Genomic DNA, 25,012 nt, shown 5'->3' with positions numbered 1-25,012 from the left:
AGCCTAATCCCCTTTGTTAGAATTTACTCTTCTTTCATTTTTTTTAGTAATTCTGGTTCTTCAAATAAACATAATCCTGTCAAAGCTAATACTTTTATTCCATCAATTACTCTATCTTTTGCATATGGCTTTATAGCTGCTTCTAAAAATTCTTTTGTATGTAGTTCTTCACCATTTTCAGAGAATTTTATCAAAGGATGTATACATGGCATAATTTGACTAAGATTTCCCATATCTGTCGAACCTAATAATACCTGCTCATCGTCATCATATATACCAAATTCCTCCATAATGTTTGTAAAGATACCTGTTAAAACCTTGTTTGCATTTAAGCCTTGGCAAGTTGGCTCAAAATGGTAAAATTCAAGTTCACAGCCAGTAGCTATTGCAGCTCCTCTAGCACAATTTTTTACTTTTTCAACCACCTCGTCAAAGTAGTCTTGCTCTTTTGCTCGTATTTCTAGTCTTACTTTCCCCATGTCAGGTATTACATTTGCAGCAGTTCCTGCTTCTAGTATGATACCATGTATTCTAGTTCCATCTACCAATTGTTGTCTCAATGCATTTACATTATTATATAATAACACTACTGCATCCAAAGCATTTATTCCATTATATGGCTTAGCTCCTGCGTGGGATGCTTTCCCAGTAAATATAAAATCTAATCCTCCTATTGCTATAATTTCTGGAGTTACACAAGTCTTTGAGTTTGGGTGTATCATCATTGCAGCATCATAACCATCAAATACACCATGTTCTATCAAGTAAGGTTTTCCATCCCCAGTTTCTTCAGCTGGTGTCCCAATTATACTTACCTCTCCTTTGTAAGTATCTAGTATACTTGCAAGAGTTATTCCAGCTCCAACTCCCATGGAAGCTATCAAATGATGGCCACATGCATGACCATTACCTGGAAGAGCATCGTATTCTGCTATAAATGCTATTCTTGGACCATCGCCATTTTTCTTTGTTGCTTTAAAAGCTGTTGCCATACCTGCCAAATTTTCCTCAACCTCAAAACCTTCTTCTCTTAGAAATTTTGATATTTTTTTAGCAGATTTATACTCTTGTAGGGCAATTTCTGGTTCATCATACAAAGATTGACATAGCTCCAAAATTTTTTCTTTCTTTAAATCCGCAACTTGTATTATTTTTTCCTTCATATCAATCTTACCTCCCATTAAAATTAATTTATATATTTATTCATATAAGATAAAACAAACTTATATTTATTACATTAAAACCATTTCTACACTTATAGTAAAACCTAGTGACTTATTCAACAGTACAAATTTTTCTATCCATTATTTTATCTATTAAAATAAATAATCTTACTATATATACTAACCTTTAAAATAACAGTTTTGAATATAAATATGTATTTCTACATGTATAAACCAAATAACTAATAAGTAAAAATATAAACATATGCATTAAAAATTTATAATTTATTATATTGAGTTTACATAACTTTAATATCTATTTTGAAAGTCCAATTAAAACGTCTATATAAAATACTATAAAAATCATTAATTCAATTTAACTTCTGCTCGTTCTCTTTTAAGCATCTATTTTCCCAAAATTCAGCATTTTTTATATCCAATTCAACAGGATTAAAATTTCTATCAGCTCTTTTTATTCCTAATTTTTTCTGTCTTAGGTAATCATAATATGCTTTTATAGCTGGCCTTTGAAGTGTAAAGATAGCAATTAAGTTTATATATGTTAAAACGCCTATACATATATCACCTAATGCCCAACTTGTAAGTGGTTCTATAAAACAACACATTGCTGCACATATTATAAGCATAAATCTACAGACATTTATTATATGCTTTTCATGTTTTTGTGCTTTAATTCTAGTTACCAAATAAGATACATTGGTCTCCATCATATATGAGAATGCTAATAATGTTGTGAAGGTAAATAATAATAAAACTATTGCTATAAAAATATCACCTAGTTGAGGATGTAATGTATTTATTGCACTCTGCACATATTGTGGACCTGGCTCTACACCTGGTAATACAGTTAAAACTCCTGTAACATTGTATTTTCCTGTTATTATAATCATAATACCTGTAGCCATACATATTAATAATGTATCCACATAAACAGAGAAAGCTTGAACTAATCCTTGTTTAGCTGGATGACTTACTTCTGCTGCTGCTGCACCATAAGTTCCAGAACCTTCACCTGCTTCATTTGAATATATACCTCTTTTAACTCCCCAGGATATTGCTGCACCTAACATTCCTCCAAACATTGAACCAAATCCGAATGCAGATTTAAACATAGTTATAATAGCTCCTGGAACTAAATTTATATTTACTATGATTATCACTATTGTCATGATAAGATATGCTCCACCCATTATAGGTACTACCTTTTCAGCAAATAAACCAATTCTTTTAATTCCTCCAAAAATTATTATTCCTAATGCAATAGAAGATGTAACTGCAATTGTCATTCTTGAAAATCCAAATGCTTGATTCATTGCTAAGTATAGAGTATTTGATTGCGTCCCAGGCATGAAAAATGTATAACTTATGATTGCAACTACTGAAAATAAAATTGAACATCTTTTCCATCCAAGACCTTTTTCAAAGTAATACGGAGGACCACCTCTGTACTGACCATCATGTTCATCTTTGTATATTTGAGCTAGAGTAGATTCTACAAATGCAGTCGCCGAGCCTAAGGTAGCCATTATACACATCCATACTAATGCTCCTGGCCCTCCCATTGCTATTGCTACAGCCACACCAGCTATATTACCAGTTCCAATTCTTCCAGCCATTGATGTAGCAAATCCTTGAAATGATGATATACCAACCTGAGAACTATCTCCTTCAAGTAAAAGGGTAAACATTTCTTTTATGTCTTTTATTTGGAAAAATTTTAATTTCAATGAAAAATACAATCCTATGCATAAGCACATTGCAACTAATACAGGTGACCAAACAATTCCATTAATGGTGTTAACTAAATCGGTCACTCAACTCACCACCATTCATTTTAATTTATAGACAATAATTTAAACAGCTATGTACTAATATTTTGTATAAACTTTATTTAACTCAACATATCTTATAGACTCATTTTTTATTTTATTTACCTTATTTCTATCTTTTAATATGTAAACTCCAACAATTATTACCAAAATTAAGAATATCAATTGATACATGAACATAAGTGTATAAATTTTTTAACGATATGTGCTTGACAGACAATCAAACAATATAAATTGAAATACATATAAGGAAAAGCCCAATACTACTACATAAATAGTACACTATTAATATGTAGCTAGATAATATATAGTTAGATTTCATAATTTTCTTATTTATCATTAGATATAAAATTGAGTGCAAATATCATCTATTACTAAAATCCATGTAAAATTTATATTAAAAAAACTTATGTAAATATACAAATAGGTGATAATTGCTACTCAATCTTATACTTTTAGGGGTAACTTTATGCTAAAACTATACTAAAAACACTTGATAACATTTTAATTTTTTCACACTTTATTCATCAAATATAACTATAAGTTTTAATTTAGTATTACTTTTTATACAGTATTTATGTCAGTAGATTATACTGAAAAAAATACTCTCTTATTAAATGAAACTTTTAAGCTTTTAACTTCTCTAATCTTTTCTTTTTAACTTTTAATATATATAAACAAGATAATATTCCTATTACTAAAATAGCTATTTGGAATATAAATGTATATGTGTAACCTTTATTACCATAAGTATCTATCCAATGCCCTATTAATGCAAATTGGAATACATCTGGTGAAAAGCCTAAAGCTGCTGCTATACCTATAGTAGTAGCTGAATATTTAACTGGCACATTTACTTCCTCTTGAACTGCATAGTATATGCCTTTTCCCATATAACCTAATATACCTACTACAAATGTTAATGCTATAAATAAAGTCATTGGCGTTGATGAAGGCAATACTAAGAATAAAACTATTACTACTATACCAAGTACATATATTGGTAAAAGCACTTTAGTAGGTGATTTTACTTTGTCTGCACAGTACCCTCCAAATGGAGCACCAAATAATTTTAATCCATGTTGTCTTATTATAGCCAATGCTCCAGATAGTGCAACTGAACCTCCAAGTACTGATGTTATATAAGGTGTAAAGTAAGACATTGTAACTGTAAATGAATATACACAGAATATACTTATACCTACTAACCAAGTATTTGGTGATTTTAAAACTACCATAAAGTCACTAGCAGCCATTTTTTCACTTTTACCTTCTTCTTTTTCTTCACTAATATCTACATCTTTAATTACAAACCATAATACTGGACACATTACTATAGATAATATTCCTAAAGATATCATTACCCATCTCATACCTAAAACAGGAGTTGAAAATAATGTATAAATATATAAGAATATAGCTCCCATTACTACTCCAGAAACTCCAACCATAGCTTCATTAAATCCATAAACTTTACCTTGATTTTCTTTTCCTATAACTCTAAGTATCTTTACCATAGAAGGGTAGTTCATAACTAATGATGTAATTGCACAACCTACCCAAGTTATGACAGCAAATGTATAGTTCATGTTAAATGCAAATAAAAATGATACTATTCCATTAAGAAATACAGAGCCTAAAATTATCTTTCTATAATCAAATCTATCTGCTAACCATCCTCCTATAGGAGCTCCAAATATATTACCTAATCCATAAATTGTAAGTAGAAAACCTAGTTGAGTATTTGAACACTGTAATGCTTTTAAAATTGGATCATACAATGTATATTGGATAAATGGTATAATATAAACTAATTCCCAACATATAGCTATGATAACAAGTTGAATCATTAACTTTCCAAACTTTATCCCGTTCCCTTTTTCTCCCATAATTAAGCCCTCACTTTTAATATTTATTCACAAGCATAATTGAGTTCTTTTTTTATAACTTCTGCAAGTATTTTAATCCCTTCAACTATTTGCTCTTCTGACATTGTTGTATAATTAAGTCTCATAGTATTTTTTGGACCATTATTTGCAAAGAATGATTCTCCAGAAACATAGGCAACTCCAGCATCAATAGCTTTATCTAGTAAATTATCTACATTTATACTTTCAGGAAGTTCAACCCATATAAACATACCTCCATCTGGTTCTGTATATTTTGCTTCTTCTGGAAAATATTTTTTCATAGTTTCTAACATCAAGAAACATCTTTTTTTATACTCAGCTCTTATTTTTTCTACATGTTCATTTAAATTATACTTCTTTAAGTATTCTATTACCTGTACTTGAGAAAATTGATTTGATTGTAAATCGATACCTTGCTTTAAAAGTTCTGCTTTATCTATAATATCTATATTCCCACACATCCAAGCAACTCTAAATCCTGGACATAACACTTTTGAAAATGACCCCAGATATAGTACTTTATCTTTAGTATCAAGTGATTTAAGTGTAGGTAGTGGTTCTTGTGTAAATCTTATTTCTCCATAAGGATTATCTTCTATTACTATGACATCATACTTGTTTACAACTTCCATAAAATCTTTTCTTCTTTGTAAAGACCATGTTTTTCCTGTAGGATTTTGGAATGTTGGTATTACATATATAACCTTTATGTTTGAATTTTCAGATAATAATTTATCTAAATCTTCTGTTACCATTCCTTCTTCATCTGTATCTACTCCTAAAAAATCACATTCATAAGGTCTAAATGCATTTATTGCACCTAAGTAACTTGGATTTTCTGTAACTACTATATCTCCTTTTTCTAATAAAATCATAGCACTAAGAGCTATACCTTGTTGTGAACCAGTAGTTATTATAATATTTTCTGGTTTTGTTTCAATATTTTCTTCTTCTTTCATTCTCTTAGCTATTATTTCTAACAACTCATCTTCACCTTTAGTAGGTCCATAAGCTAAAGCAAATTTTCCTCTTTCATCAAGTACTTGCTTAGTTACTTCACTTATTTCTTTTATTGGAAATAAGTTTGGGTCAGGAAGTCCTGCTGCAAAAGATATAACAGTTCCACCACTTGCCACTTTTTGAGCTATCTTCTTTTGAGAGTCTCTTATAGCTGAAGCCTTTACCATATCCATTCTTTTTGCATATTTCATAATAATTCATCCCCTTTTAAATAATTTCTTATTGTGATGCTAAGCAGGCTAGTGCTATTGAATTTATTTTAATTTCGGCTGTATCAGAGCGTGAACCTAAAATTATTGGATTTGTTGCCCCCAAAACAATCCCTGCCCACTTAGCTTTATTGAATCTAAGCCATGACTTTCCTAATATGTTTCCTGCCTCTATATTTGGAAATACAAGTAAGTCAACATCGCCAGCAATATTACTTTCGATACCTTTATGCTTTGCTGCATATGCATCAAATGCAACATCAAAGGCTATTGGACCTTCTACTATACAATTTGGTATTTCTCCTAATTTTACCATCTCTACAAGTGAATTAGCATCTACTGTAGATTGTATTTTGGGGTCTACCATTTCATTTGCAGTAAGTATCGCAGTTTTAGGATTTTCCATACCTATACTCTTCATAGTAAGAAGTGAATTTATCAATATATCTTTTTTTTGATTTAAATTTGGAGATACATTTATACCACTATCTGTACAATAAAGAAGTTTGTGGTATTGAGGCAATTCATATACTGCAAGTAAACTTAAAAGTCTTCCTGTTCTAAGACCAAACTCTTTATTTAATATAGCTCTCATATAAACACTTGTATTTACTAACCCCTTCATAAGAACTTTAGCATCCTTATTTTTAACTACTTCTACAGCTTTTTTAACTGATTCATCAGGATTTTGACACCCTATTATTTCATATCCCTTTAGTCCAATCTCTTTTGATATATTTTCTATTTTATCTTTATTGCCTACGAGAATTGGTTTTATAAGATTTAAATCTGTTGCTGATTTTACAGCTTTTAACACTTCTTCATCTTCTGCAACAGCAACACTTACAATAACAGGTTTAAGCTTTTTAGCTTCTTCTAATAAATTATTAAAATCTTTTAACATATTTTTTCTCCTAAATATTAATAAGTTTTTGCCATTTCTTCTCCATTAAGTACTCTAAGAGCTCCAAGAGCAAGTGCTTCCATTTCCATCTCACCTGCCACTATATCTACTGGTGCTAAATATGAAACTTTTTCCATTATTCCTTTAATCACCATTTCCGAATGCGATATTCCCCCTGTTAAAATAATTCTATCTATATCTCCAGAAAGTGATGCTCCATACATAGAAATTTCTTTAGCTGTTTGATAGATGAATGCATCCATTATAAGTTTAGCTTTTTCATCACCATCTTTAATTCTATTTTCAATTTCTATCATATCTTTTGTTCCTAAATAATCGTACATACCCCCAATTGAGCTTACTTTTGCAACCATTTCATCGTGAGTATATTTTCCTGAGTAGCATAATTCTATAAGAGGGTATGCAAGTAATCCTCCACTTCTTTCTGGCGAAAATGGACCATCAGACCTTCCACCACTTCCATCTATCATTTTTCCTTTTTTATGCGCTACAATTGATATTCCAGAACCTAGATGAGCTACAATAAAGTTATAATCTTCATATTTTCCACCTAGTTTTTGTGCTATTTTTCTTGATACAGCCTTATGATTTAGTGCATGCAGCCAGCTAGCTTTTTCTATATCTGATATACCTGTAATCCTTGATACATCATCAAATTCATCTACAGAAACTGGGTCTACTACAAATGATTGAACTCCTATTTCATCTGCTATAGTCTTAGCTAACAAGGCACCTAAGTTTGATGCATGTTCTCCATTTATTTCATTTCTCATGTCCTCAATCATTTCTTTACTTACAATATAGGTACCACCTTTTATAGCCTTCATAAGTCCACCACGACCCACTACTGCGTCAAAAGAATTTATATCATGATTTTCACTACTTAAAACATCCACTATTAATTGCTTTCTATAATCATATTCATCAAATACCTTGGAAAATTTTTTTAAATCTTCTCTTGTATGAGTTATATTTTTTTTCAAAACTTCATCTTTATCTTGAAATACAGAAATCTTTGTAGATGTACCACCAGGATTAATTACTAAAATTTTCACTTCAACGCCTCCTCGGTTTCATACTGTAGAACGTCGTTCTGTTAATTTCTTAAAAATTTTTGTCGTCCTATTACTCAGAACGACGTTCTATATTTTATTAATTAAATACTAACACATAAAAATGAGTATTTCAATAATAATTTTAAATATTTAAAATATTCACTCATAGTCATATCCAGCTTCAAATGCTTCTACATTTTTGGCATTAAACTTTCCTTTACCTTGATTTTCAAAGTATTCACACATACCACTTTCAAATTCTTCTTTTGTGAATAAATCTAAATTCTTCACCATAGCACCTAACATACAAATATTAGCAGATTTTTCATTACCTAAATTTTGAGCTATTTCAGTAACAGGTACTTTTATAACATTAATATCTTCTCTATATTTTCTATCCTTATTTACTAGTGATTCATTGACAAACATATAACCATTTGCTTTCATTAAACTCTCATACTTATCTACTGATACACTATTCATTCCCAATAAGATATCTGGATTTTTTACACAAGGATTTGCAATTTTTTCATCACTTACAACAACATTACAATTTGCACTTCCTCCTCTCATCTCATTTCCATAAGATGGGAACCATGTAATCTTCTTTTCTGCCTTATATGCAACATACATTATAATTTTTCCTGCTGTAAGAACTCCCTGTCCTCCAAAACCAGCACATATAATTTCATTTAACATATTATTTCCTCCCTAATCAATAAATTCTCCAAGTGGATACTTTGGAACAAGTTCGTTTTCTATTCTCTTCATAGCATCTACTGGCTTTAATCCCCAGTTTGTTGGACATGGTACAAGTATTTCTATTAAGCAAAAGCCCTTTTTATCTTTTTGTTTTTCAAGTGCTTTTTTGATATATCTTTTTGTTGTATTTATTTCTTTAGGGTTAGTTATTGTTCCTCTTGCCAAATATGCTATATCTAAATTTCCCATAACTTTTACAACATCAAATGTTGAGCCATGGTCTTCATATGTTCTACCTGCTGGAGTAGAAGCTGTATGTTGACCTTGTACAGTAGTTGGAGCCATTTGCCCACCTGTCATTGCAAACATATTATTATTCATAACTAAAAATATTACATTATCATTTCTAGTAGCAGCTGACATAGTTTCTCCAAGCCCTATTGCATAAGCTCCACCATCTCCAGCTATTGTAAATATATATTTATCTGGTCTAACTCTTTTCATAGCTGCCATAGCTGCACCCATTTTACCATGAGGAGGAACAACAACATCTACATTCATACTAAATTGAAACATATGATTACATCCTATATCTGAGCATATAATCGTATCTTGACATATATTCATTTCTGTTAATACTTCTCCAATAATTCTATCGACTATAGAGTGTCCACAGCCTCCACAGAACATATTTTCACACATCATTATTGCTGGTGCTTTTTTAGCCATAATTAAAATACCTCCTCTTGCTTAGCTTTTCCATCTATAATCTCTTGAGCAAAATCTATTAATTGATTTACTTCTGCCATATATTGAGCTGTTGCTACTGAATATACTGGGAATCTATTATTACATGCTATAATTACATCTTCCTTCATTTGTGCCATCATATTCATTTCAACTGTTACAAGCCCTTTTAATGAATCTTTTAATTTTTTAAAAGCTTTTCTTGGGTAAGGCCACAATGTTTTTGGTCTTATTAATCCAAGTTTTATACCTCTTGCTCTTGCATCTCTAACTGCGCCTTCTGCTATTCTTGAAGAAATTCCATATGCAACAAATACCACATCTGCATCTTCTATCTCTATTTCTTCCCATCTTTGTTCATTTTCTTGAACTTTTCTCATTTTTTCTATATAACCTTTTTGCCATGTATCTTGGTCCTCAAAATATGTTATATCAGTTATTACTTTATTTTTTTCTCCAACAGGAGTTCCTTTTGCTGCCCATGGAGCTTTATCCTTATCATATTCTTTCATTGGTGGTGCTATACAAGGTTCTACCATTTGACCTATTGTAGCATCAGAAAGTATAAGTACTGGATGCATATATTTTTCAGCTAATTCAAAAGACTCATATGCCATATCCATATTTTCTTGAACACTATTAGGTGCTAATACAATTAAATGATAATCTCCATTTCCTCCACCTTTTACAGCTTGCCAGTAATTATCTTGACCAGCTCCTATAAATCCATCTCCTATACCATATCTCTGTACACATGCTACAACTGCTGGTAAACCAGCTGATACCCAATATGCAATTCCTTCTTGTTTTAATGAAAATCCAGGTCCAGATGAAGATGTCATAGCTCTTGCTCCAAGTGCACTTGCCCCCATAACCATATTTACGCTGGCTATTTCAGATTCACCTTGAATAAATACTCCTCCAACCTCTTTTTGTCTCCAAGCCATCATTTCTAATATTTCTGATTGTGGTGTTATTGGATAACCTGCATAAAATCTACATCCACCACGTATAGCTCCTTCTGCTAAGGCTTCATTTCCCTTAATTAATAAACTTTGCATACGTTTTCTCCCTTCCAATAAAAAGTTATTTATAATATCTCAAATACTAAATCAGGACACATTGTATAACAAGCGCCACATTGAACACACTTTTCTTCATCGACTTTGACTGTTACAAAGCCTTTTTTATTTGTGTAATCAGAAAGACTTATTGCTTCTTTTTTGCAAGCTTCAATACAAAGATAACACCCCTTACATCTTTCAACACTCAACTTGACTTTTTCCATTTTTCAAATCTCCCCTCTTATGTAGTAATTTTTTTACCTAATTTTAAATATATAATATTCATGTGGGTTTATTATATATATATTTTATTATTGTTCTATTCTTTAGAACACTGTTCTGTTTTGTATTGCTTAATTAAAAGATATCACATTCGCTTATATATTTCAATAATTTTTTCAATTTTAAAAATATTTAATTTTTATATTCAATAAAAAAGAGACCATATCTAAACTGGTATTTACAAATAACAATTTAAATTTAGTCTCTTTTTATTATTCAAATTTATTTCTTAAAATTATCTAAAAAGTTCAGATATGCTCTTTGCAGTTTCTATAACCCTTTTAATTTTATATTCAAAGTCTCCTTCTCGCATCCTTATAGTAGGACCTGATAGACTTATTGCTGCTATAGCTTTATTGTTTTTATCCAAAATAGGTGCTCCAATACAAGTTAAACCATGTTCTAGTTCTTGGTCATCTAGAGCATATCCTTGCTCTTTTATTTTTGCCAAAAAAATCATCATATCATCCCAATTATCAATTGTATGTTCTGTATATTTGTGTATTGGAGTTTTTCTGTATTTTTCAAAATCTATAGAATCATTAAATGCCATAAGACATTTCCCAACCGCTGAACAATAACATTCGCTACTAGAACCAACTGACGGATTTACTGAGAGTAATTGATTTGAACCATATTCTTTATGTATTATGATACTTCTTGGAGAATCTTGAGCTCTTTCTTCTAGTATAGACACATTCACCACTTCGTTAAATTCTTGATTTAATTTTTTCGTATATGGTTTTACTATTTCAGTCAATGACATCTGTTCTCCCACAACCATACCTATTGCATATAAATTTATTCCCAACCAATACTTACCATTCTCAGTGTTTTGTATAACAAAACCTTTGTTTTCAAGAGTTACTAAAGTTCTATGTATAGTACTCTTATATACTCCCATAATCTTACTTATTTCAGTTATTCCCATTTCTCTCTTTTCATGATATAATAGCAAAATTATGTCTAGGGCTCTATCTAATGCATTTATTATTTCTCCCATATACAAGTACTCCTCCTGCGAATATTAAGCGTTTATTCAACACTATACTAAATATTATATATTAAAATTACAAAATTATCTATTTATCTTAATTATATTTTATAAAACAAAAATATTATACTTATTTAACAAAATAAAGAGTCATACTAAGTATATGTTCCTTATTTTGACTTTTAATAGTACTCTACTGTTATATTTTTACCAACTCTAGATAATAATATATATATAATTATACAGCATATTTATTTTTATACAAGTCTAATAATGAGGTGAAATAATGGATAATTTAAAAGAGACATTGTTAAATGAACTAGATAATTTTAAAGAATATTCTTTAAAATTATTAAATGGAGAAATAAATAAAATGCAATACAAAGGATTTTCTGGTGGATATGGAGTTTATGCTCAAAGAGACAAAAAATCATTTATGATAAGACTTCGAGTATCTGCTGGGGTATTGTCGAAATCTCAACTTAAAAAAATCTACCAAATGGCTACCAAACATAAGCTAGATAAGATACACTTAACAACTAGACAAGCTATACAATTACATGACTTGTCTATAGACTCTATAGTTGATATTATGGAAGAGGGAATAAAAAATGATATCTTCACTAGAGGCGGTGGTGGTAACTATCCTAGAAATGTAGGCTTATCTCCATTATCAGGAGTTGACCCTGACGAAGCTTTTGATGTTACCCCTTATGCAGTTGCTACTGATAAATATTTTATCAAAAATGCTACTACATATCACTTACCTAGGAAACTAAAAGTTTCCTATTCTAGTTGTTACACAGATTCTGCCCATTGTAGTATACAAGACTTAGGATTTGTAGCTACTCTAAAAAATGGCAAACCATATTTTAGAGTTTTCTTAGGTGGAGGTTTAGGTAAACAACCTAAAGTTGCTTTAGAACTTGATGAAGTTATAAAACCTAAAGATGCATTATATTGTGTAGAAGGAATGATTAAATTCTTTATGGCTTATGGTAATTATGAAAATAAAAACAAAGCTAGGGTTAGATATATGGTTGAAACGCTTGGAGAAAATATGTTTTTAGAAAAATTTAAAGAATACTATAAATTAGAAAAAGAAAAAGGTAATCTTGAACTTAATGTTGAACAAATTGACTATTCTAAACCTGGAATTAAGATAGATTTACATGACTCTAGATTAATCCATCAAAAACAATCTGGCTTATATACTGTATATATACATCCAATTGGAGGTCTATTATCTACTAAAGATTTAAAATTTTTACTTCAAGAGTTAGATAATATTAAAAATCCTATGATTAGATTAGGTATGACAGAAGGCTTGTACATTCTAAATTTAGATGGAAATGAGGCAAAAAGGATATTAGAAATAAGCAAGACTATTAGTTGTAACTCTCAATTAGAACAGAGTATCTCCTGCATAGGTGTTCCTATTTGTCAGATGGGTATACAAAATAGCCAAAAAATATTACATGAGATAATAGATTATTTTAGATTACAAAACAATGAAGAAGTTTTAAGTAAAGCTCCTAAACTGTATATTTCAGGATGTCTAAATTCATGTGGTGTTCACCAAATTGGTAGCATAGGATTATGTGGTAAAAAGAAAAATGTCAATGGAGTATCTACTGATGCATTTGAATTATTTGTTGGAGGTAGTTTTGAAATAGGTAAGACTAGACTAGGAAAATCTCTAGGAGATTTTAAGGCTAGTGACATTCCTAAAATGCTTTATGAAATAGCTGAGGTTTCATCAGAAAATTTTTATGAATGGATAGATTCAAATGATGATTTATTAAATAAAATAATTGATAAGTATAAAATATGACTTAACATAAATGATTATAAAAAATGAGATAGCTTATAACTATCTCATTTTTTACAATCGTTTATGTTTTTATACTATTTATAAACTATTTTAGATAAATCACAAATTTCTAACATAGTATCATATATTTGTTTAAGTAGACCAAGTCTGTTATTTTTAATTGCTTCATCATTATCCATAACCATAACTGAATCAAATAGGTTATCAACTACAGGTCTTAAAGATGCAAACTCATCTAAAGCAGTACCGTATTTCTTATCTTTTAATAATTCTTTTACTCTTACTTTTACTTGCTTAAATTCATTATAAAGCTTAATTTCAGCATCTTCTTTTAATAGACTTTCATCAACCTTATCACATTCTGCTTTCTGAGCCAAAGTAGAAACTCTATTAAATGCAGTAAGCATTTCCACTAATTCATCTTTTTCTAGCCAATTATTAAGCTCTAAAGCTCTCATATGCATATCAGAAATATCATTTATATCAGAACTTAAAACAGCATCAACAACATCATATCTTATACCTAAATCTTTAAATAGATTTTTTACTCTTTCATTAAAGAAGTTCATTATTTGTTCAACAACATCTTCTTTATTAAAATCTAAGTTAGAATAATTATCTAAAGCATGTTCAATAAGTACTTTTAAGTCTACAGCTACTTTTCTATCCATAAGTATACTAAGTATACCTAAAGCTTGTCTTCTTAAAGCATATGGGTCTTGAGAACCTGTTGGTTGTATTCCTATAGCAAAAAATCCTGCTATTGAATCTAATTTATCAGCTATTGATAAAGCTACCCCTGCATTAGTTTTAGGAAGAATATCTCCTGCAAATCTTGGTAAATAATGTTCAAAAATAGCTTCACTTACAACATCATTTTCTCCTCCAACCTTCGCATATTCTTTTCCCATAAAACCTTGTAATTCATCAAATTCTCCTACCATTCCAGTAACTAAATCTGCTTTAGATAATTTAGCAGCTCTCATAGTGTCTGCCTTTTCATCTGCTAATCCTAAACTATCAAGTATATCAGCACTTAGTTTTTCAAGTCTTAAAGTTTTGTCATAAATAGTACCCAATTTTACTTGGAAAACAACAGTTTTTAATTTTTCTATGTAGCTTTCTAAGTTTCTCTTAGTATCTTCTCTATAGAAAAATAAAGCATCAGCAAGTCTTGCTTCTAAAACTTTTTCATTTCCAGCTTTAACATTATCTATTCTGTAAGAATCTCCATTTCTAACAGCTATAAAGTTAGGTAACAGTTTTCCTTCTTTAAGAACTGGGAAATATCTTTGATGTTGTTTCATAGGAGTTATGACAACTTCTTTTGGTAGTTTTATATAATCTGTATCAAATTCGCCATAAAAAGCAGTTGGATATTCAACTAAGTAAGTTACTTCTTCAAGTAAATCTTCATCAAACTCAACTTCGCCACCTAAAGAATTGGCTACTTCTATACATTGTTTTCTTATAATTTCTTTTCTCTTATTTTGGTCTAAAACTATATAATTTTTCTCTAATTTTTCAAAATATTCTTCTATAGAATTAACTTCTATTGTACTTTCTCCTAAGAATCGATGCCCTTTTGTTACATTAGAAGATATTATTCCTTCTAAATCAAATTCTAATACCTTATCATTTAACAATGTAACTATCCATCTTATAGGTCTTGCAAATTTTAGGTTTTTTCCTCCCCAACGCATAGCTTTTGGAAATACTACAGATTTTATAGTTTCTGGTAATATCTCTTTTAACACTTCTGAAGTGTCTTTCCCAGCTTGCTTTATAGTAGCAAAAATATATTCATCTTTTCCAACTTGTTTAAAATATATATCAGATTCGCTTAATCCTTTACTTTTTATAAATCCTAAAGTTGGTTTTGTGAAATTATTGTCTTCATCAACAGCAATCTTCTTAGCTGGACCTTTTATTTCTTCTTCTAAATCACTTTGCTTATCACTTAAACCTTCAACTACTAAAGTCAATCTTCTTGGTGTTCCATAGGCATCTATTTTATTAAAAGATATTCTATTTTCCTCAAATAATTTATTAAGATTGTTTTTTAATTGTTCTAGTGTACTACCCATAAATCTTGATGGCATTTCTTCAACACCGATTTCAAATAAAAGATAATTTTTCATTATTTGTCACCGTCCTTTAAAAGAGGGAATCCCATTTCTTCTCTTTGTTTTACAAAAGTTTCTGCAACAGTTTTTGCCATATTTCTAACTCTACCTATAAATGAAGCTCTTTGACTAACACCTATTGCTCCTCTTGCATCCAATGTATTAAATGCATGAGAACATTTTAATACATAATCATATGAAGGTATTACAAGACCACTTTCCATAAGTCTTAATGCTTCTTTTTCATATATATCAAACAGATTAAACAACATATCTGCATCACATAATTCAAACGCATACACTGAATTTTCATACTCAGCTTTATTAAACACTTCGCCATAAGTTATTTTATCATTCCATTTTAAATCATAAACACTATCAACTTCTTGAATGTACATAGCTAATCTTTCTAACCCATATGTAATTTCTCCTGTCTCAAGCTCACATTCAATATTACCTACTTGTTGGAAGTATGTAAATTGAGTTATTTCCATACCATCTAACCAAACTTCCCATCCAAGTCCCCAAGCACCAACTGTGGCAGCTTCCCAGTTGTCTTCAACAAATCTTATGTCATGTTCACTTGGGTCAATTCCAATTTCTTTTAAGCTCTCTAAATACAATTCTTGTATATTATCTGGAGATGGCTTTAGTATAACTTGGAATTGATGATGTTGATATAATCTGTTTGGGTTTTCACCATATCTTCCATCTGCTGGTCTTCTTGAAGGCTCTACATAGCATACTTGCCAAGGCTCAGGTCCTAATGATCTTAAAAAAGTATTAGGATTCATAGTTCCAGCACCTTTTTCAACATCGTAAGGTTGCATCATGATACAACCTTGCTTTGACCAGTATTTTTGCAATGCCAGTATCATTTCTTGAAAATTCATAAAAATCCCTCCTATAACAATAAAGCCTCTCGTCTACACGAAAGGCTATTTTAATAGTTCTTCTACAACTTTTAGAATATCAAATTCTATAAAATTTGTCAATGTTAGTGATAATTCTTATAATTATCTTCTTTTCATTTTTTAAAAGTCACTTTATATCTATTTATTTTCGTCTTCGTTTTCATTATTCTTTTCAGATTCTTCTTTCATTAGATCAGCAGTTACATCTTTATCATCTTCTTTTTTATCAACTACTACATCTTTTACATCTTTGGCTGCATTAGTTATCATATTCTTCAAAACATGAAGTTTTTCTTCATTTAATTCACCTAAGTCTACAACTTCACCATCTTCTTCATTTTGAACTTTTATACGATATTTACTTATAACAGCAGCTGATAAACCAACTAGAGTAGCTAATGGTACAAAAGCTAATCCAACAACTCCTACTGTTAAAGGAATATTCATCATAGTTTTTCCATCTTTTTCAACTATTACTCTTACAACACTACTTTTTTTAAGAAGTTCTTTTAATTGATATTTTATATTTTCTCCATCTTTACCAAATACTTCTTCCATAGTTTCTTTAGCAGATTTAGCTTTACAATTACAAGTATTCTTTTTATTTTCTAAATATATTACTGCCTCAATTACATCTCCATTACATTCCACTAATGCTTCTTTTGCTTCTGCATAAGTTGCTCCTGGAACTCTTTCAAAGACTGAATCAACCATTTCAATAGTTATATTACTACTCATTATTATCCACTCCCTTATTGTTTTTTACACTTTGCAATACGTGTAATGATTTTAGATTAATATTATCAACATAAACTTTCAAATATTTTTCTAGTATATTTTCGAGTTCATGTGTTATATATTTTGATACTTTAGCTTTGCTACATGTTAAAATATCATTCCTTAATACATATTCCATGAGACTAACAGTTGTTAAATCCAGTTTTATATTATTATCAAAAAGTGTATTACACTTACTACATAGTATACCACCTTCATAAACATTAAACATAGAATTTTGCAAAATTTTACTTCCGCAATTAATACATTTATTTACTATTGGTTTAAATCCTATATAGTCCAAGAACTTTAACTCAAATGCAGCTGTTACAAATCTATTATCTGTATTTTCTTGTGTATATAAATACAGCGTCTGTGCAAGTAATATAAATAACCTATTATTAGTCTGATTTTCAAGTATAGAATTTTCAACTAATTTTGTAATATATGTAGCATAAGAAAATGCCTCTATATCGTAGGATATATTATAAAAACTCTTTATGATTTCACTTTGAGTAACCTTGTACATATTTCCTTGTTTTTTTAAAGTAAAATTGCTATAAGAAAATAACTGTGATGATGAAAGTAAAGAGCTCTTATTTTTTTTAGCTCCTTTTGCTATTGCAGATACTTTTCCAAGCTTTCTCGTAAACAGAGTAAGTATTATATCACTTTCCTTGTACCTTATAGCTTTAAGTACTATCCCCTGGGTGTTCAGGATTATCATCGTCTTCTTTTTTCTCCCTTACTTCTTCGACTTCTTCACTTAGGTTTTTGCAATCACAGAAGTATAGATATGCATCTATACTGCCTGTTTTTTTAAAAACTTCCCAACTGATATTGTTCATTTTTAAAAAACCCCCTTCTTACATTTATACTTATATTTTTAGTAAGAAGAGGATAAATCATACATAAAGTTATTAAACAATTTTTGACAATAACGCTGTCGTTATTATAAAATAAACTGCTATACCAGTTATATCAAGAGCTGTAGATATAATTGGTGATGAAACTGTAGATGGATCTGCATCCATCTTTTTTAATAAAACAGGCATAAATGCACCTATTGTTGCACCCAAAACCATATTTATAAATAATGATATTGAAACAATTAATACAATGTCTAATTTTTTCATAACAAAGTAAATTACAATACCTGTTATTATACTACACAAAAGACCTGTAATAATTCCTACAATACCTTCTCTTACTACATTGCTAAAATTCAAATCTTTATTAGACAGTGTTATTACTGTAACAGAAGATGATTGTGTTCCAATATTACCACCCATACCTATTACTACAGGTATAAAAAATACCAGTGGAGCATATATAGGGTTCATTATATAATCTAAATTAGAAAGTATTAGAGAAGCCAATAGACCTCCAATTAATGTAATAATTAACCATGGCAGTCTACCTCTAAGAGCTGATATTGTCTGCTCTTTCAATGTAGGATTTTCCTTTTCAGCAACTTCTCTTTCATGCTCTGAACTTCCTGCAAATTTATACATATCTTCAGTTGCTTCTTCTTCCATAACATCTATTATATCATCTACTGTTATTATCCCTTTTAACTTTTCTTGTCTATCTACTACTGGAATTGCTATTAAATTGTATTTCGATACTAACCTAACCGCTTCTTCTCTATCTTCATCTACATAAACAGAAATTATATTTTCACTCATTAAATCTTCTACTATATTTGCATCTCTCGCTATTATTAGCTCTCTTAAAGATAATACTCCAACTAGCTTTTCTTCATCATCAACTACATATATATAATAAATAGTCTCAGCTTCATCAGCTTCTTCTCTCATATGTTCTATTGCCTCAAGAGCTGTCATATCTTTATTTATAGAAATATATCCAGTGGTCATTGTTCCACCTGCAGAGTCTTCATCATAGAATAATAATTCTTTTACATAGTCAGCGTTTTCTTGATTTAAAAGATTTATTATATGTTCTCTTTCTTCTTCTTCAAGTTCACTAAGTTTATCTGCCATGTCTCCAAGAGACATAAGTTCAAGTATGTTTTTTGCATGTTCTACATCTAACTTAGATAAAATACTAATAAAAAACTCTACACTACCTTCTTCTAATATAGAAGATGCCATATCTAGAGGAAGTACTTCAAACAGTTGAATTTTCATGTCTTCCTCTAAATTTTCCATTATATCGAATATATCAATTATATGATATTCCTCTATTAATTCTCTTAACTCCAATACTTTATTATTATCAATTAATGATTTTACTTCATATAATAAATCTTGGGAAGCATCCAGTTTCCTATCCATATAACCCACCTTTATTTATCATTATATCCAAAATTATTTATATAATTTTGTAAATTTCTCCAATTTTCTTTAACCTTAACCCATAACTGGAGATTTATTTGTGAACCTAAAAGTAATTCTATATCTTGTCTTGCTGATTTACCTATTCCTTTTAGTTTCCTACCATTCTTTCCTATTATTATTCCCTTATGTGAATCTCTTTCACAATATATTACAGCAGATACATCTACTATTTCTTTATCATTTCTTGCTTTCATTTTTTCAATTTCAACAGCTACACCATGAGGTATTTCATCATTAAGATAATGAAGAACTTTTTCTCTTATAAGTTCTGCTATTAATACTCTCTCTGGTTGATCTGTAATCATATAATCTGGAAAATACTTTGGTCCTTCTTCTAAGTAATTTTGTATAACTTTTATTAGAGTATCTGTATTTTTTCCTTTTAACGCTGATATTGGTACTATCTCTTTGAAAATACCTTCTCTATCATACATTTTTATTATATCAAATAATTCATCTTTTTGACCTAGTTGGTCTATTTTATTTACAACTAGAATTATTGGTGTCTTAACAGATTTTAAATCCTCTATTATTTTTCTGTCTCCAGGACCTATTTTTTTAGAATCATCAACTACAAATAATATTAAATCTACATTTTTAAAAGCTTCTGTTGCTGCCTTTACCATGAATTCACCTAATTTATTTTTAGGTTTGTGAATACCTGGTGTATCTAAAAATACTATTTGAGTTTCTTCATCTGTATAGACTGCTTGTATTGTATTTCTTGTAGTCTGAGGTTTATCACTCATTATAGCTATCTTTTCCCCTACTACATTATTCATTAAAGTAGATTTCCCTACATTTGGTCTACCTACTATACTGACAAATCCTGATTTGAACATTAACTGTCTCCTAACTTTTATCTTCTTGTATTTAATTGCTTTAAATTTATTTTAGTTTTTTAATTTATTTTAAATCATTTCCAGAGAAATAGTTTGGTAGCAAATCTTTTATATCATGCTCAAACACCTCTCCTTTAGTATATCCTGTTATTATTTTTATATCAGAACCAAACTCTATAATTACTTGTCTACATATTCCACAAGGATATGTTTGTTCATTATTTTCTGAGTTATCACTTGCTATTGCTATTTTATATATATCCTTATCACCTTCTGATATAGCTTTAAAAATAGCTGTTCTTTCTGCGCAATTTGTTCCACCTAATGATGCACATTCTATATTACATCCAGTATAAACTTTTCCACTCTTAGTCAAAAGAGCTGCACCCACTCTAAAACTTGAGTAAGGAGCATAAGAATGTTGTCTAGCATCTTCTGCCAACTTTAACAATTCTATGTTGTCCACAACATCTCCTCCTGTATACACTTATTAGAATTTATTTTTATTTAATACTCTACATTATATCATAAAAATTTAATTGTAACAGATTTGTTTCATTGTTAAATATTTTATGTACATTCATTTTAATTATAAAACATTCCAAGCTGAAATACTAATACTGCTATTAACACGCCTAACAAAGCTCCTGCTATGGTTTCCCAGAATGTATGTATTTTTCCCTCAATCCTACTTTGAGCAACCAATACAGCCATTATATATGCAAGAGTAGATGCAACTACTCTTTCTGTCATAAGTGTAATTGCAGTTGCTATAGCAAATGCTAAAGCAGCATGACCACTTGGCATACCTCCTTTTAAAGGTGTCCCTGTTGAAGTCAATGCTTTTACTACTACTACAGCTATAAGAACCAATAATATGCATATCAAGGTTATATGTAATTCTGATTCTCTTATCTTGTAAATTAACATTCCAGATATATCTGTCAATTTATCATAAAATAAAATATATCCAACTACTACTGAGTTTAATGCTGCTACTAGTACACCACCTGCTGCAACATCTTTTGCTATTTTTGCAAGTACATGATATTCATCAGTTACCAGGTCTACTGCTTTTTCTATAGCTGTATTAAACATCTCAGCAACTACAACTAAACATATAGACATCAGTAACATTATCATTTCCAATTTTGAAAAGTTAAAAAATAAACTTATTATAAGCACAGCAACTGAGCCTAAGTAATGTATTTTCATATTCCTTTCAAATTTAAATGTATATAATATTCCTTCTATAGCTGCATTAAAAGCTTTAATTATACCTTGACGAGTTTTTCCTGTTTTCATAAGAATTACTCCCTTGTTATGTTTAACTTATTTAATATGTATTCTTCTTTTTCTCTCATTTCTTTTGTATTTTCATCTGTATCATGGTCATACCCTAAAAGATGAAACATACTATGACATATTAAAAAACATACTTCTCTTTCAAAGCTATGATTATATTCTATGCTTTGCTCTAAAGCTCTTTCAAGAGATACTACTATATCTCCTAAAGATTCTTCTTCCAATTCAACATCTTCAAAATCATCACTTAAAAGAGGAAATGATAAAACATCAGTTGGTCTATCAACTCCTCTATATTCTCTATTTAATTCATGAATCTCTTTATTATCTACAAAAGAAAGACTCACTTCATAATTATCATCATATCCTTCATAATCCAAACACTCTAAAATTATATCTTTTATTTTTTCTATTAGTTCTTCATTTACTTCTAATTTATCTTGTCTATCATCTAATATCAAATCCATTAATTACACCTACTTTTTATTCATTAATAATGCTATACATCTATATTACTACACTTTTACTTTCTTTTGAAAGTCTTTTCCTGTATTTTCACTTTTTTGCGCTCTTCTTTTTTAAATTCTTCTTTTTTATCATGCTTCTCATAAGCTCTTATTATTCTCTGTACTAACTCATGTCTTACAACGTCTCTGTCTGTTAACATTATAGAGCCTATCCCTTGAACGCCCTTAAGAATCTCTGTAGCTTGTATAAGACCACTTTTTTTATTTTGTGGCAAATCTGTTTGTGTTATATCACCTGTAACTACAGCCTTAGAACCAAATCCTAATCTAGTTAAAAACATTTTCATTTGCTCAGAAGTTGTATTTTGAGCTTCATCTAATATTATAAAAGAATTATCAAGAGTTCTACCTCTCATAAATGCAAGTGGTGCAACTTCTATAGTACCTCTTTCTAAATATTTATTAAACTTATCAGCACCCAACATTTCAAATAACGCATCATATAATGGTCTTAAATATGGGTCTACTTTATCTTTTAAATCTCCTGGTAAAAATCCTAAACTTTCTCCAGCTTCCACTGCTGGTCTTGTAAGTATAATTCTACTAACTTCATCTCTTTTAAAAGCTTTCACTGCCATAGCCACAGCAAGATAAGTCTTTCCTGTTCCAGCAGGACCAACACCAAAAGTTATATCATTATTTTCTATAAGCTTTATATACTCTTTTTGCCCTAAAGTTTTAGGTTGAACAGCTTTACCTCTTTGAGTTATAACAATTGTACCTTCAAGTTCTTTTATCTTTTGCTCACTACCTTCAAGTAAAAGAGATAATGAATAAGAAATGCTTTGTTTATCTAAATGCTTACCATTTGATACAGTTTGATGCAATTCATTCATAAGTTTTAATGCAGAATCTACATTTTTTTCTTCTCCTATTAAAATTATATTGCCTTCTCTAAGTATTACATCTATATTTAAAGTTTTCTCTATCAATTTTACATTTTCATCAAAGTTGCCAAATAACTCTCTTTCAAAATTGCCATCTGCTATTGTAAATTTTTTTTGTATTATCAATTGAATTAATCCTCCTCAAGTTTTAGGTTAAATTTTATTAATTGTTGTTACTATTATTATTTTGACTATTGTTACTATTTTGATTACTATTATTTCCATCAGAATTATTTTGGTCGTTATTATCTTTATTATCCTCATTAAACTCATTTCTTATATCATTTATTGGTCTTTTTTGTGGATTAGAAGGAACTTCCTCTTCTCCCTCTTTTGGTTTACTATCTTCCTTTATAAATCTTTCTGCCTCTGCTTTACTAAGAGGATAAATTTTAGCTATATTTTCACTAGTTTGAACTGTTATTAAATATTCTAACATATTTTTATTAACCTTATAGCTATGTTTTACATCTATTATTCTAGCCGAAGCTGGTATTATGTATTCTAATTCTTTTAAAGCTTTTTCAGATAATTCTTTTTTCAACTCTTCTTTGTTCTTTTTCACTTCAACTTTTTTGGTTTCATAAAAAGTACTCGTCTTTATTTTTATAGGGAAAGTATAATCTCCCATTGAAAGTCTTTTTTCTTTATTTTCAACAACATAATTCTTATATTTTATATTTTTTCTAATTGTAAATTCTTTATCATAAAAACTTATTGTGTGTACCTTTTTCTTTTCTCCTGTTTTTTTATTTACAGTATCTACATAGCTTGCCTTTTTAGTAGATTCATAAAAAGTACTTGCCCATACTTCGGGTATTGATTTTGTATTAGCACCATTTAGTAAAACAGCGCCCTTTTGGACTATATCTCCAGATTTAACAACAGACTTACCACTTCTAGGGATTACCTTTTCTATTATACCATTTTTTAAAGCAATTACATTACAATAATTTGATTGGTCTGTAGATTTTAAGGATTCAGCCTTTTTTGTAACAGTAACAAATATATTGGTTCCTTTTACATTAATAGATAAATATGCGACATCATTAAATTTTGACATCATATGGTCCCTAACTTCTTTTCTGTCAATACTCTTTTTGTATACTCCTGGTCTTACTCCAACTTTATAAAGTTCACTTCTAAGAGTTTCTTTTTTTATACCTTCTGGAGATTGTATATATACATCTGTTACAAATTGTGATGTTGACATCAATAAAAGTAAAGAAACAATAGCACAAATCCACATACCTTTGTGCTTATAAATTCTTTTAATAATAAAAGGAACTCCTGTTTTTTGTTTTACCTTAATATCAAACTTACTTCCTCTATAAATATTCTTAAATTCTTTTATATCTTGTCTATTTATATTAAACTCGATTTTAGTATTTTTTATTCTAGTTACATTGTAAACATTTATTCCATTTCTTATAAGATGATTTAAAAATTGTTCAAGCCCTACTCCTTCCACAACTATAACATAGTATCCCCTTATAAAACTTATCAAGTGTATCTC

24 protein-coding genes are annotated in these 25,012 nt (G+C 29.6%); 1 reads left to right on the top strand and 23 read right to left on the bottom strand.

The features are described from left to right. Window positions 1–23 precede the first annotated feature (23 nt). From IR151_RS01440 to IR151_RS01390, 11 genes are all read right to left on the bottom strand, one after another. Window positions 24–1,163, bottom strand: coding sequence for a M20 family metallopeptidase (locus IR151_RS01440; protein WP_227432614.1), 1,140 nt, complete (start codon window positions 1,161–1,163; stop codon window positions 24–26). Between the two features lie 371 nt (window positions 1,164–1,534). Next, window positions 1,535–2,998, bottom strand: coding sequence for an alanine/glycine:cation symporter family protein (locus IR151_RS01435; RefSeq protein ID WP_227432613.1), 1,464 nt, complete (start codon window positions 2,996–2,998; stop codon window positions 1,535–1,537). Between the two features lie 641 nt (window positions 2,999–3,639). Further along, on the bottom strand, window positions 3,640–4,902 hold the full coding sequence (locus IR151_RS01430; protein WP_227432612.1) for an MFS transporter: 1,263 nt from the start codon (window positions 4,900–4,902) through the stop codon (window positions 3,640–3,642). A gap of 23 nt (window positions 4,903–4,925) precedes the next feature. After that, window positions 4,926–6,134 carry a PLP-dependent aminotransferase family protein gene (locus IR151_RS01425; RefSeq protein ID WP_227432611.1) on the bottom strand — a complete coding sequence of 403 codons (1,209 nt, stop codon included), beginning with the start codon at window positions 6,132–6,134 and terminating at the stop codon, window positions 4,926–4,928. A gap of 28 nt (window positions 6,135–6,162) precedes the next feature. Further along, window positions 6,163–7,056, bottom strand: coding sequence for a bifunctional enoyl-CoA hydratase/phosphate acetyltransferase (locus IR151_RS01420; RefSeq protein WP_227432610.1), 894 nt, complete (start codon window positions 7,054–7,056; stop codon window positions 6,163–6,165). 17 nt (window positions 7,057–7,073) lie between these two features. Beyond that, window positions 7,074–8,132, bottom strand: a complete 1,059-nt coding sequence (buk, locus tag IR151_RS01415) for a butyrate kinase (RefSeq protein ID WP_227432609.1) — start codon at window positions 8,130–8,132, stop codon at window positions 7,074–7,076. 159 nt (window positions 8,133–8,291) lie between these two features. After that, complete coding sequence (locus IR151_RS01410) at window positions 8,292–8,831, bottom strand: 2-oxoacid:acceptor oxidoreductase family protein (protein ID WP_227432608.1); 540 nt, start codon at window positions 8,829–8,831, stop codon at window positions 8,292–8,294. Window positions 8,832–8,843: 12 nt separating this feature from the next. Then, on the bottom strand, window positions 8,844–9,563 hold the full coding sequence (locus IR151_RS01405; RefSeq protein WP_227432607.1) for a thiamine pyrophosphate-dependent enzyme: 720 nt from the start codon (window positions 9,561–9,563) through the stop codon (window positions 8,844–8,846). 2 nt (window positions 9,564–9,565) lie between these two features. Further along, window positions 9,566–10,642, bottom strand: a complete 1,077-nt coding sequence (vorB, locus tag IR151_RS01400; protein WP_227432606.1) for a 3-methyl-2-oxobutanoate dehydrogenase subunit VorB — start codon at window positions 10,640–10,642, stop codon at window positions 9,566–9,568. A gap of 29 nt (window positions 10,643–10,671) precedes the next feature. Then, window positions 10,672–10,869: a 4Fe-4S dicluster domain-containing protein gene (locus IR151_RS01395; RefSeq protein ID WP_227432605.1), complete on the bottom strand. Its 198-nt coding sequence runs from the start codon at window positions 10,867–10,869 to the stop codon at window positions 10,672–10,674. 293 nt (window positions 10,870–11,162) lie between these two features. Next, entirely contained in the window at window positions 11,163–11,930 is a 768-nt protein-coding gene (locus IR151_RS01390) for an IclR family transcriptional regulator (protein WP_227432604.1), read from the bottom strand. 277 nt (window positions 11,931–12,207) lie between these two features. On the opposite strand from IR151_RS01390, the gene IR151_RS01385 reads away from it, so the two are divergent. Further along, on the top strand, window positions 12,208–13,755 hold the full coding sequence (locus tag IR151_RS01385; protein WP_227432603.1) for a nitrite/sulfite reductase: 1,548 nt from the start codon (window positions 12,208–12,210) through the stop codon (window positions 13,753–13,755). Between the two features lie 74 nt (window positions 13,756–13,829). Here IR151_RS01385 and glyS read toward each other — a convergent pair whose 3' ends face one another. The 12 genes from glyS to yqfD all read right to left on the bottom strand — a co-directional run bounded on the left by glyS (window position 13,830) and on the right by yqfD (window position 25,003). Continuing rightward, window positions 13,830–15,896, bottom strand: coding sequence for a glycine--tRNA ligase subunit beta (glyS, locus tag IR151_RS01380; protein ID WP_227432602.1), 2,067 nt, complete (start codon window positions 15,894–15,896; stop codon window positions 13,830–13,832). Next, window positions 15,896–16,774, bottom strand: coding sequence for a glycine--tRNA ligase subunit alpha (glyQ, locus tag IR151_RS01375; RefSeq protein ID WP_227432601.1), 879 nt, complete (start codon window positions 16,772–16,774; stop codon window positions 15,896–15,898). Before glyQ ends, glyS begins: the two co-directional genes overlap by 1 nt. Window positions 16,775–16,933: 159 nt before the next feature. After that, window positions 16,934–17,533: a DUF4342 domain-containing protein gene (locus tag IR151_RS01370; protein ID WP_227432600.1), complete on the bottom strand. Its 600-nt coding sequence runs from the start codon at window positions 17,531–17,533 to the stop codon at window positions 16,934–16,936. Next, on the bottom strand, window positions 17,526–18,299 hold the full coding sequence (gene recO / locus IR151_RS01365) for a DNA repair protein RecO (protein ID WP_227432599.1): 774 nt from the start codon (window positions 18,297–18,299) through the stop codon (window positions 17,526–17,528). Before recO ends, IR151_RS01370 begins: the two co-directional genes overlap by 8 nt. After that, entirely contained in the window at window positions 18,265–18,420 is a 156-nt protein-coding gene (locus IR151_RS01360; RefSeq protein ID WP_227432598.1) for a YqzL family protein, read from the bottom strand. Before IR151_RS01360 ends, recO begins: the two co-directional genes overlap by 35 nt. Before the next feature lie 72 nt (window positions 18,421–18,492). Further along, window positions 18,493–19,872, bottom strand: a complete 1,380-nt coding sequence (mgtE, locus tag IR151_RS01355; RefSeq protein ID WP_227432597.1) for a magnesium transporter — start codon at window positions 19,870–19,872, stop codon at window positions 18,493–18,495. A gap of 11 nt (window positions 19,873–19,883) precedes the next feature. Then, entirely contained in the window at window positions 19,884–20,777 is an 894-nt protein-coding gene (gene era / locus IR151_RS01350) for a GTPase Era (protein ID WP_227432596.1), read from the bottom strand. Between the two features lie 64 nt (window positions 20,778–20,841). Continuing rightward, a complete protein-coding gene (locus tag IR151_RS01345) occupies window positions 20,842–21,243 on the bottom strand; it encodes a cytidine deaminase (protein WP_227432595.1) in 402 nt (133 codons plus the stop codon). Between the two features lie 119 nt (window positions 21,244–21,362). Further along, the gene (locus IR151_RS01340) at window positions 21,363–22,082 is read right to left on the bottom strand and encodes a diacylglycerol kinase (RefSeq protein WP_227432594.1); all 720 of its coding nucleotides are present in this window, start codon (window positions 22,080–22,082) and stop codon (window positions 21,363–21,365) included. Window positions 22,083–22,087: 5 nt separating this feature from the next. Beyond that, window positions 22,088–22,549, bottom strand: coding sequence for an rRNA maturation RNase YbeY (gene ybeY / locus IR151_RS01335; protein ID WP_227432593.1), 462 nt, complete (start codon window positions 22,547–22,549; stop codon window positions 22,088–22,090). A 56-nt stretch (window positions 22,550–22,605) separates the two neighbouring features. Beyond that, window positions 22,606–23,622, bottom strand: coding sequence for a PhoH family protein (locus tag IR151_RS01330; RefSeq protein WP_227432592.1), 1,017 nt, complete (start codon window positions 23,620–23,622; stop codon window positions 22,606–22,608). A gap of 37 nt (window positions 23,623–23,659) precedes the next feature. Further along, on the bottom strand, window positions 23,660–25,003 hold the full coding sequence (gene yqfD, locus IR151_RS01325; protein ID WP_227432591.1) for a sporulation protein YqfD: 1,344 nt from the start codon (window positions 25,001–25,003) through the stop codon (window positions 23,660–23,662). Window positions 25,004–25,012 lie beyond the last annotated feature (9 nt).

The sequence above is a fragment of the Clostridioides sp. ES-S-0006-03 genome, assembly GCF_020662275.1.
GTDB lineage: Bacteria > Bacillota > Clostridia > Peptostreptococcales > Peptostreptococcaceae > Clostridioides.
This window is presented reverse-complemented; position numbering and strand designations above follow the sequence as displayed.

What these genes read in the sequence shown, in the direction of transcription:
- vorB (WP_227432606.1), bottom strand. Translation starts at nt 10,642, where the DNA reads ATGCAAAGTTTATTAATTAAGGGAAATGAAGCCTTAGCAGAAGGAGCT.
- IR151_RS01440 (WP_227432614.1), bottom strand. Translation starts at nt 1,163, where the DNA reads ATGAAGGAAAAAATAATACAAGTTGCGGATTTAAAGAAAGAAAAAATT.
- IR151_RS01420 (WP_227432610.1), bottom strand. Translation starts at nt 7,056, where the DNA reads ATGTTAAAAGATTTTAATAATTTATTAGAAGAAGCTAAAAAGCTTAAA.
- IR151_RS01395 (WP_227432605.1), bottom strand. Translation starts at nt 10,869, where the DNA reads ATGGAAAAAGTCAAGTTGAGTGTTGAAAGATGTAAGGGGTGTTATCTT.
- era (WP_227432596.1), bottom strand. Translation starts at nt 20,777, where the DNA reads ATGTTCAAATCAGGATTTGTCAGTATAGTAGGTAGACCAAATGTAGGG.
- IR151_RS01430 (WP_227432612.1), bottom strand. Translation starts at nt 4,902, where the DNA reads ATGGGAGAAAAAGGGAACGGGATAAAGTTTGGAAAGTTAATGATTCAA.
- IR151_RS01370 (WP_227432600.1), bottom strand. Translation starts at nt 17,533, where the DNA reads ATGAGTAGTAATATAACTATTGAAATGGTTGATTCAGTCTTTGAAAGA.
- glyS (WP_227432602.1), bottom strand. Translation starts at nt 15,896, where the DNA reads ATGAAAAATTATCTTTTATTTGAAATCGGTGTTGAAGAAATGCCATCA.
- glyQ (WP_227432601.1), bottom strand. Translation starts at nt 16,774, where the DNA reads ATGAATTTTCAAGAAATGATACTGGCATTGCAAAAATACTGGTCAAAG.
- ybeY (WP_227432593.1), bottom strand. Translation starts at nt 22,549, where the DNA reads ATGGATTTGATATTAGATGATAGACAAGATAAATTAGAAGTAAATGAA.
- IR151_RS01360 (WP_227432598.1), bottom strand. Translation starts at nt 18,420, where the DNA reads ATGAACAATATCAGTTGGGAAGTTTTTAAAAAAACAGGCAGTATAGAT.
- mgtE (WP_227432597.1), bottom strand. Translation starts at nt 19,872, where the DNA reads ATGGATAGGAAACTGGATGCTTCCCAAGATTTATTATATGAAGTAAAA.
- recO (WP_227432599.1), bottom strand. Translation starts at nt 18,299, where the DNA reads ATGATAATCCTGAACACCCAGGGGATAGTACTTAAAGCTATAAGGTAC.
- IR151_RS01390 (WP_227432604.1), bottom strand. Translation starts at nt 11,930, where the DNA reads ATGGGAGAAATAATAAATGCATTAGATAGAGCCCTAGACATAATTTTG.
- IR151_RS01405 (WP_227432607.1), bottom strand. Translation starts at nt 9,563, where the DNA reads ATGGCTAAAAAAGCACCAGCAATAATGATGTGTGAAAATATGTTCTGT.
- IR151_RS01410 (WP_227432608.1), bottom strand. Translation starts at nt 8,831, where the DNA reads ATGTTAAATGAAATTATATGTGCTGGTTTTGGAGGACAGGGAGTTCTT.
- IR151_RS01385 (WP_227432603.1), top strand. Translation starts at nt 12,208, where the DNA reads ATGGATAATTTAAAAGAGACATTGTTAAATGAACTAGATAATTTTAAA.
- IR151_RS01340 (WP_227432594.1), bottom strand. Translation starts at nt 22,082, where the DNA reads ATGAAAACAGGAAAAACTCGTCAAGGTATAATTAAAGCTTTTAATGCA.
- IR151_RS01425 (WP_227432611.1), bottom strand. Translation starts at nt 6,134, where the DNA reads ATGAAATATGCAAAAAGAATGGATATGGTAAAGGCTTCAGCTATAAGA.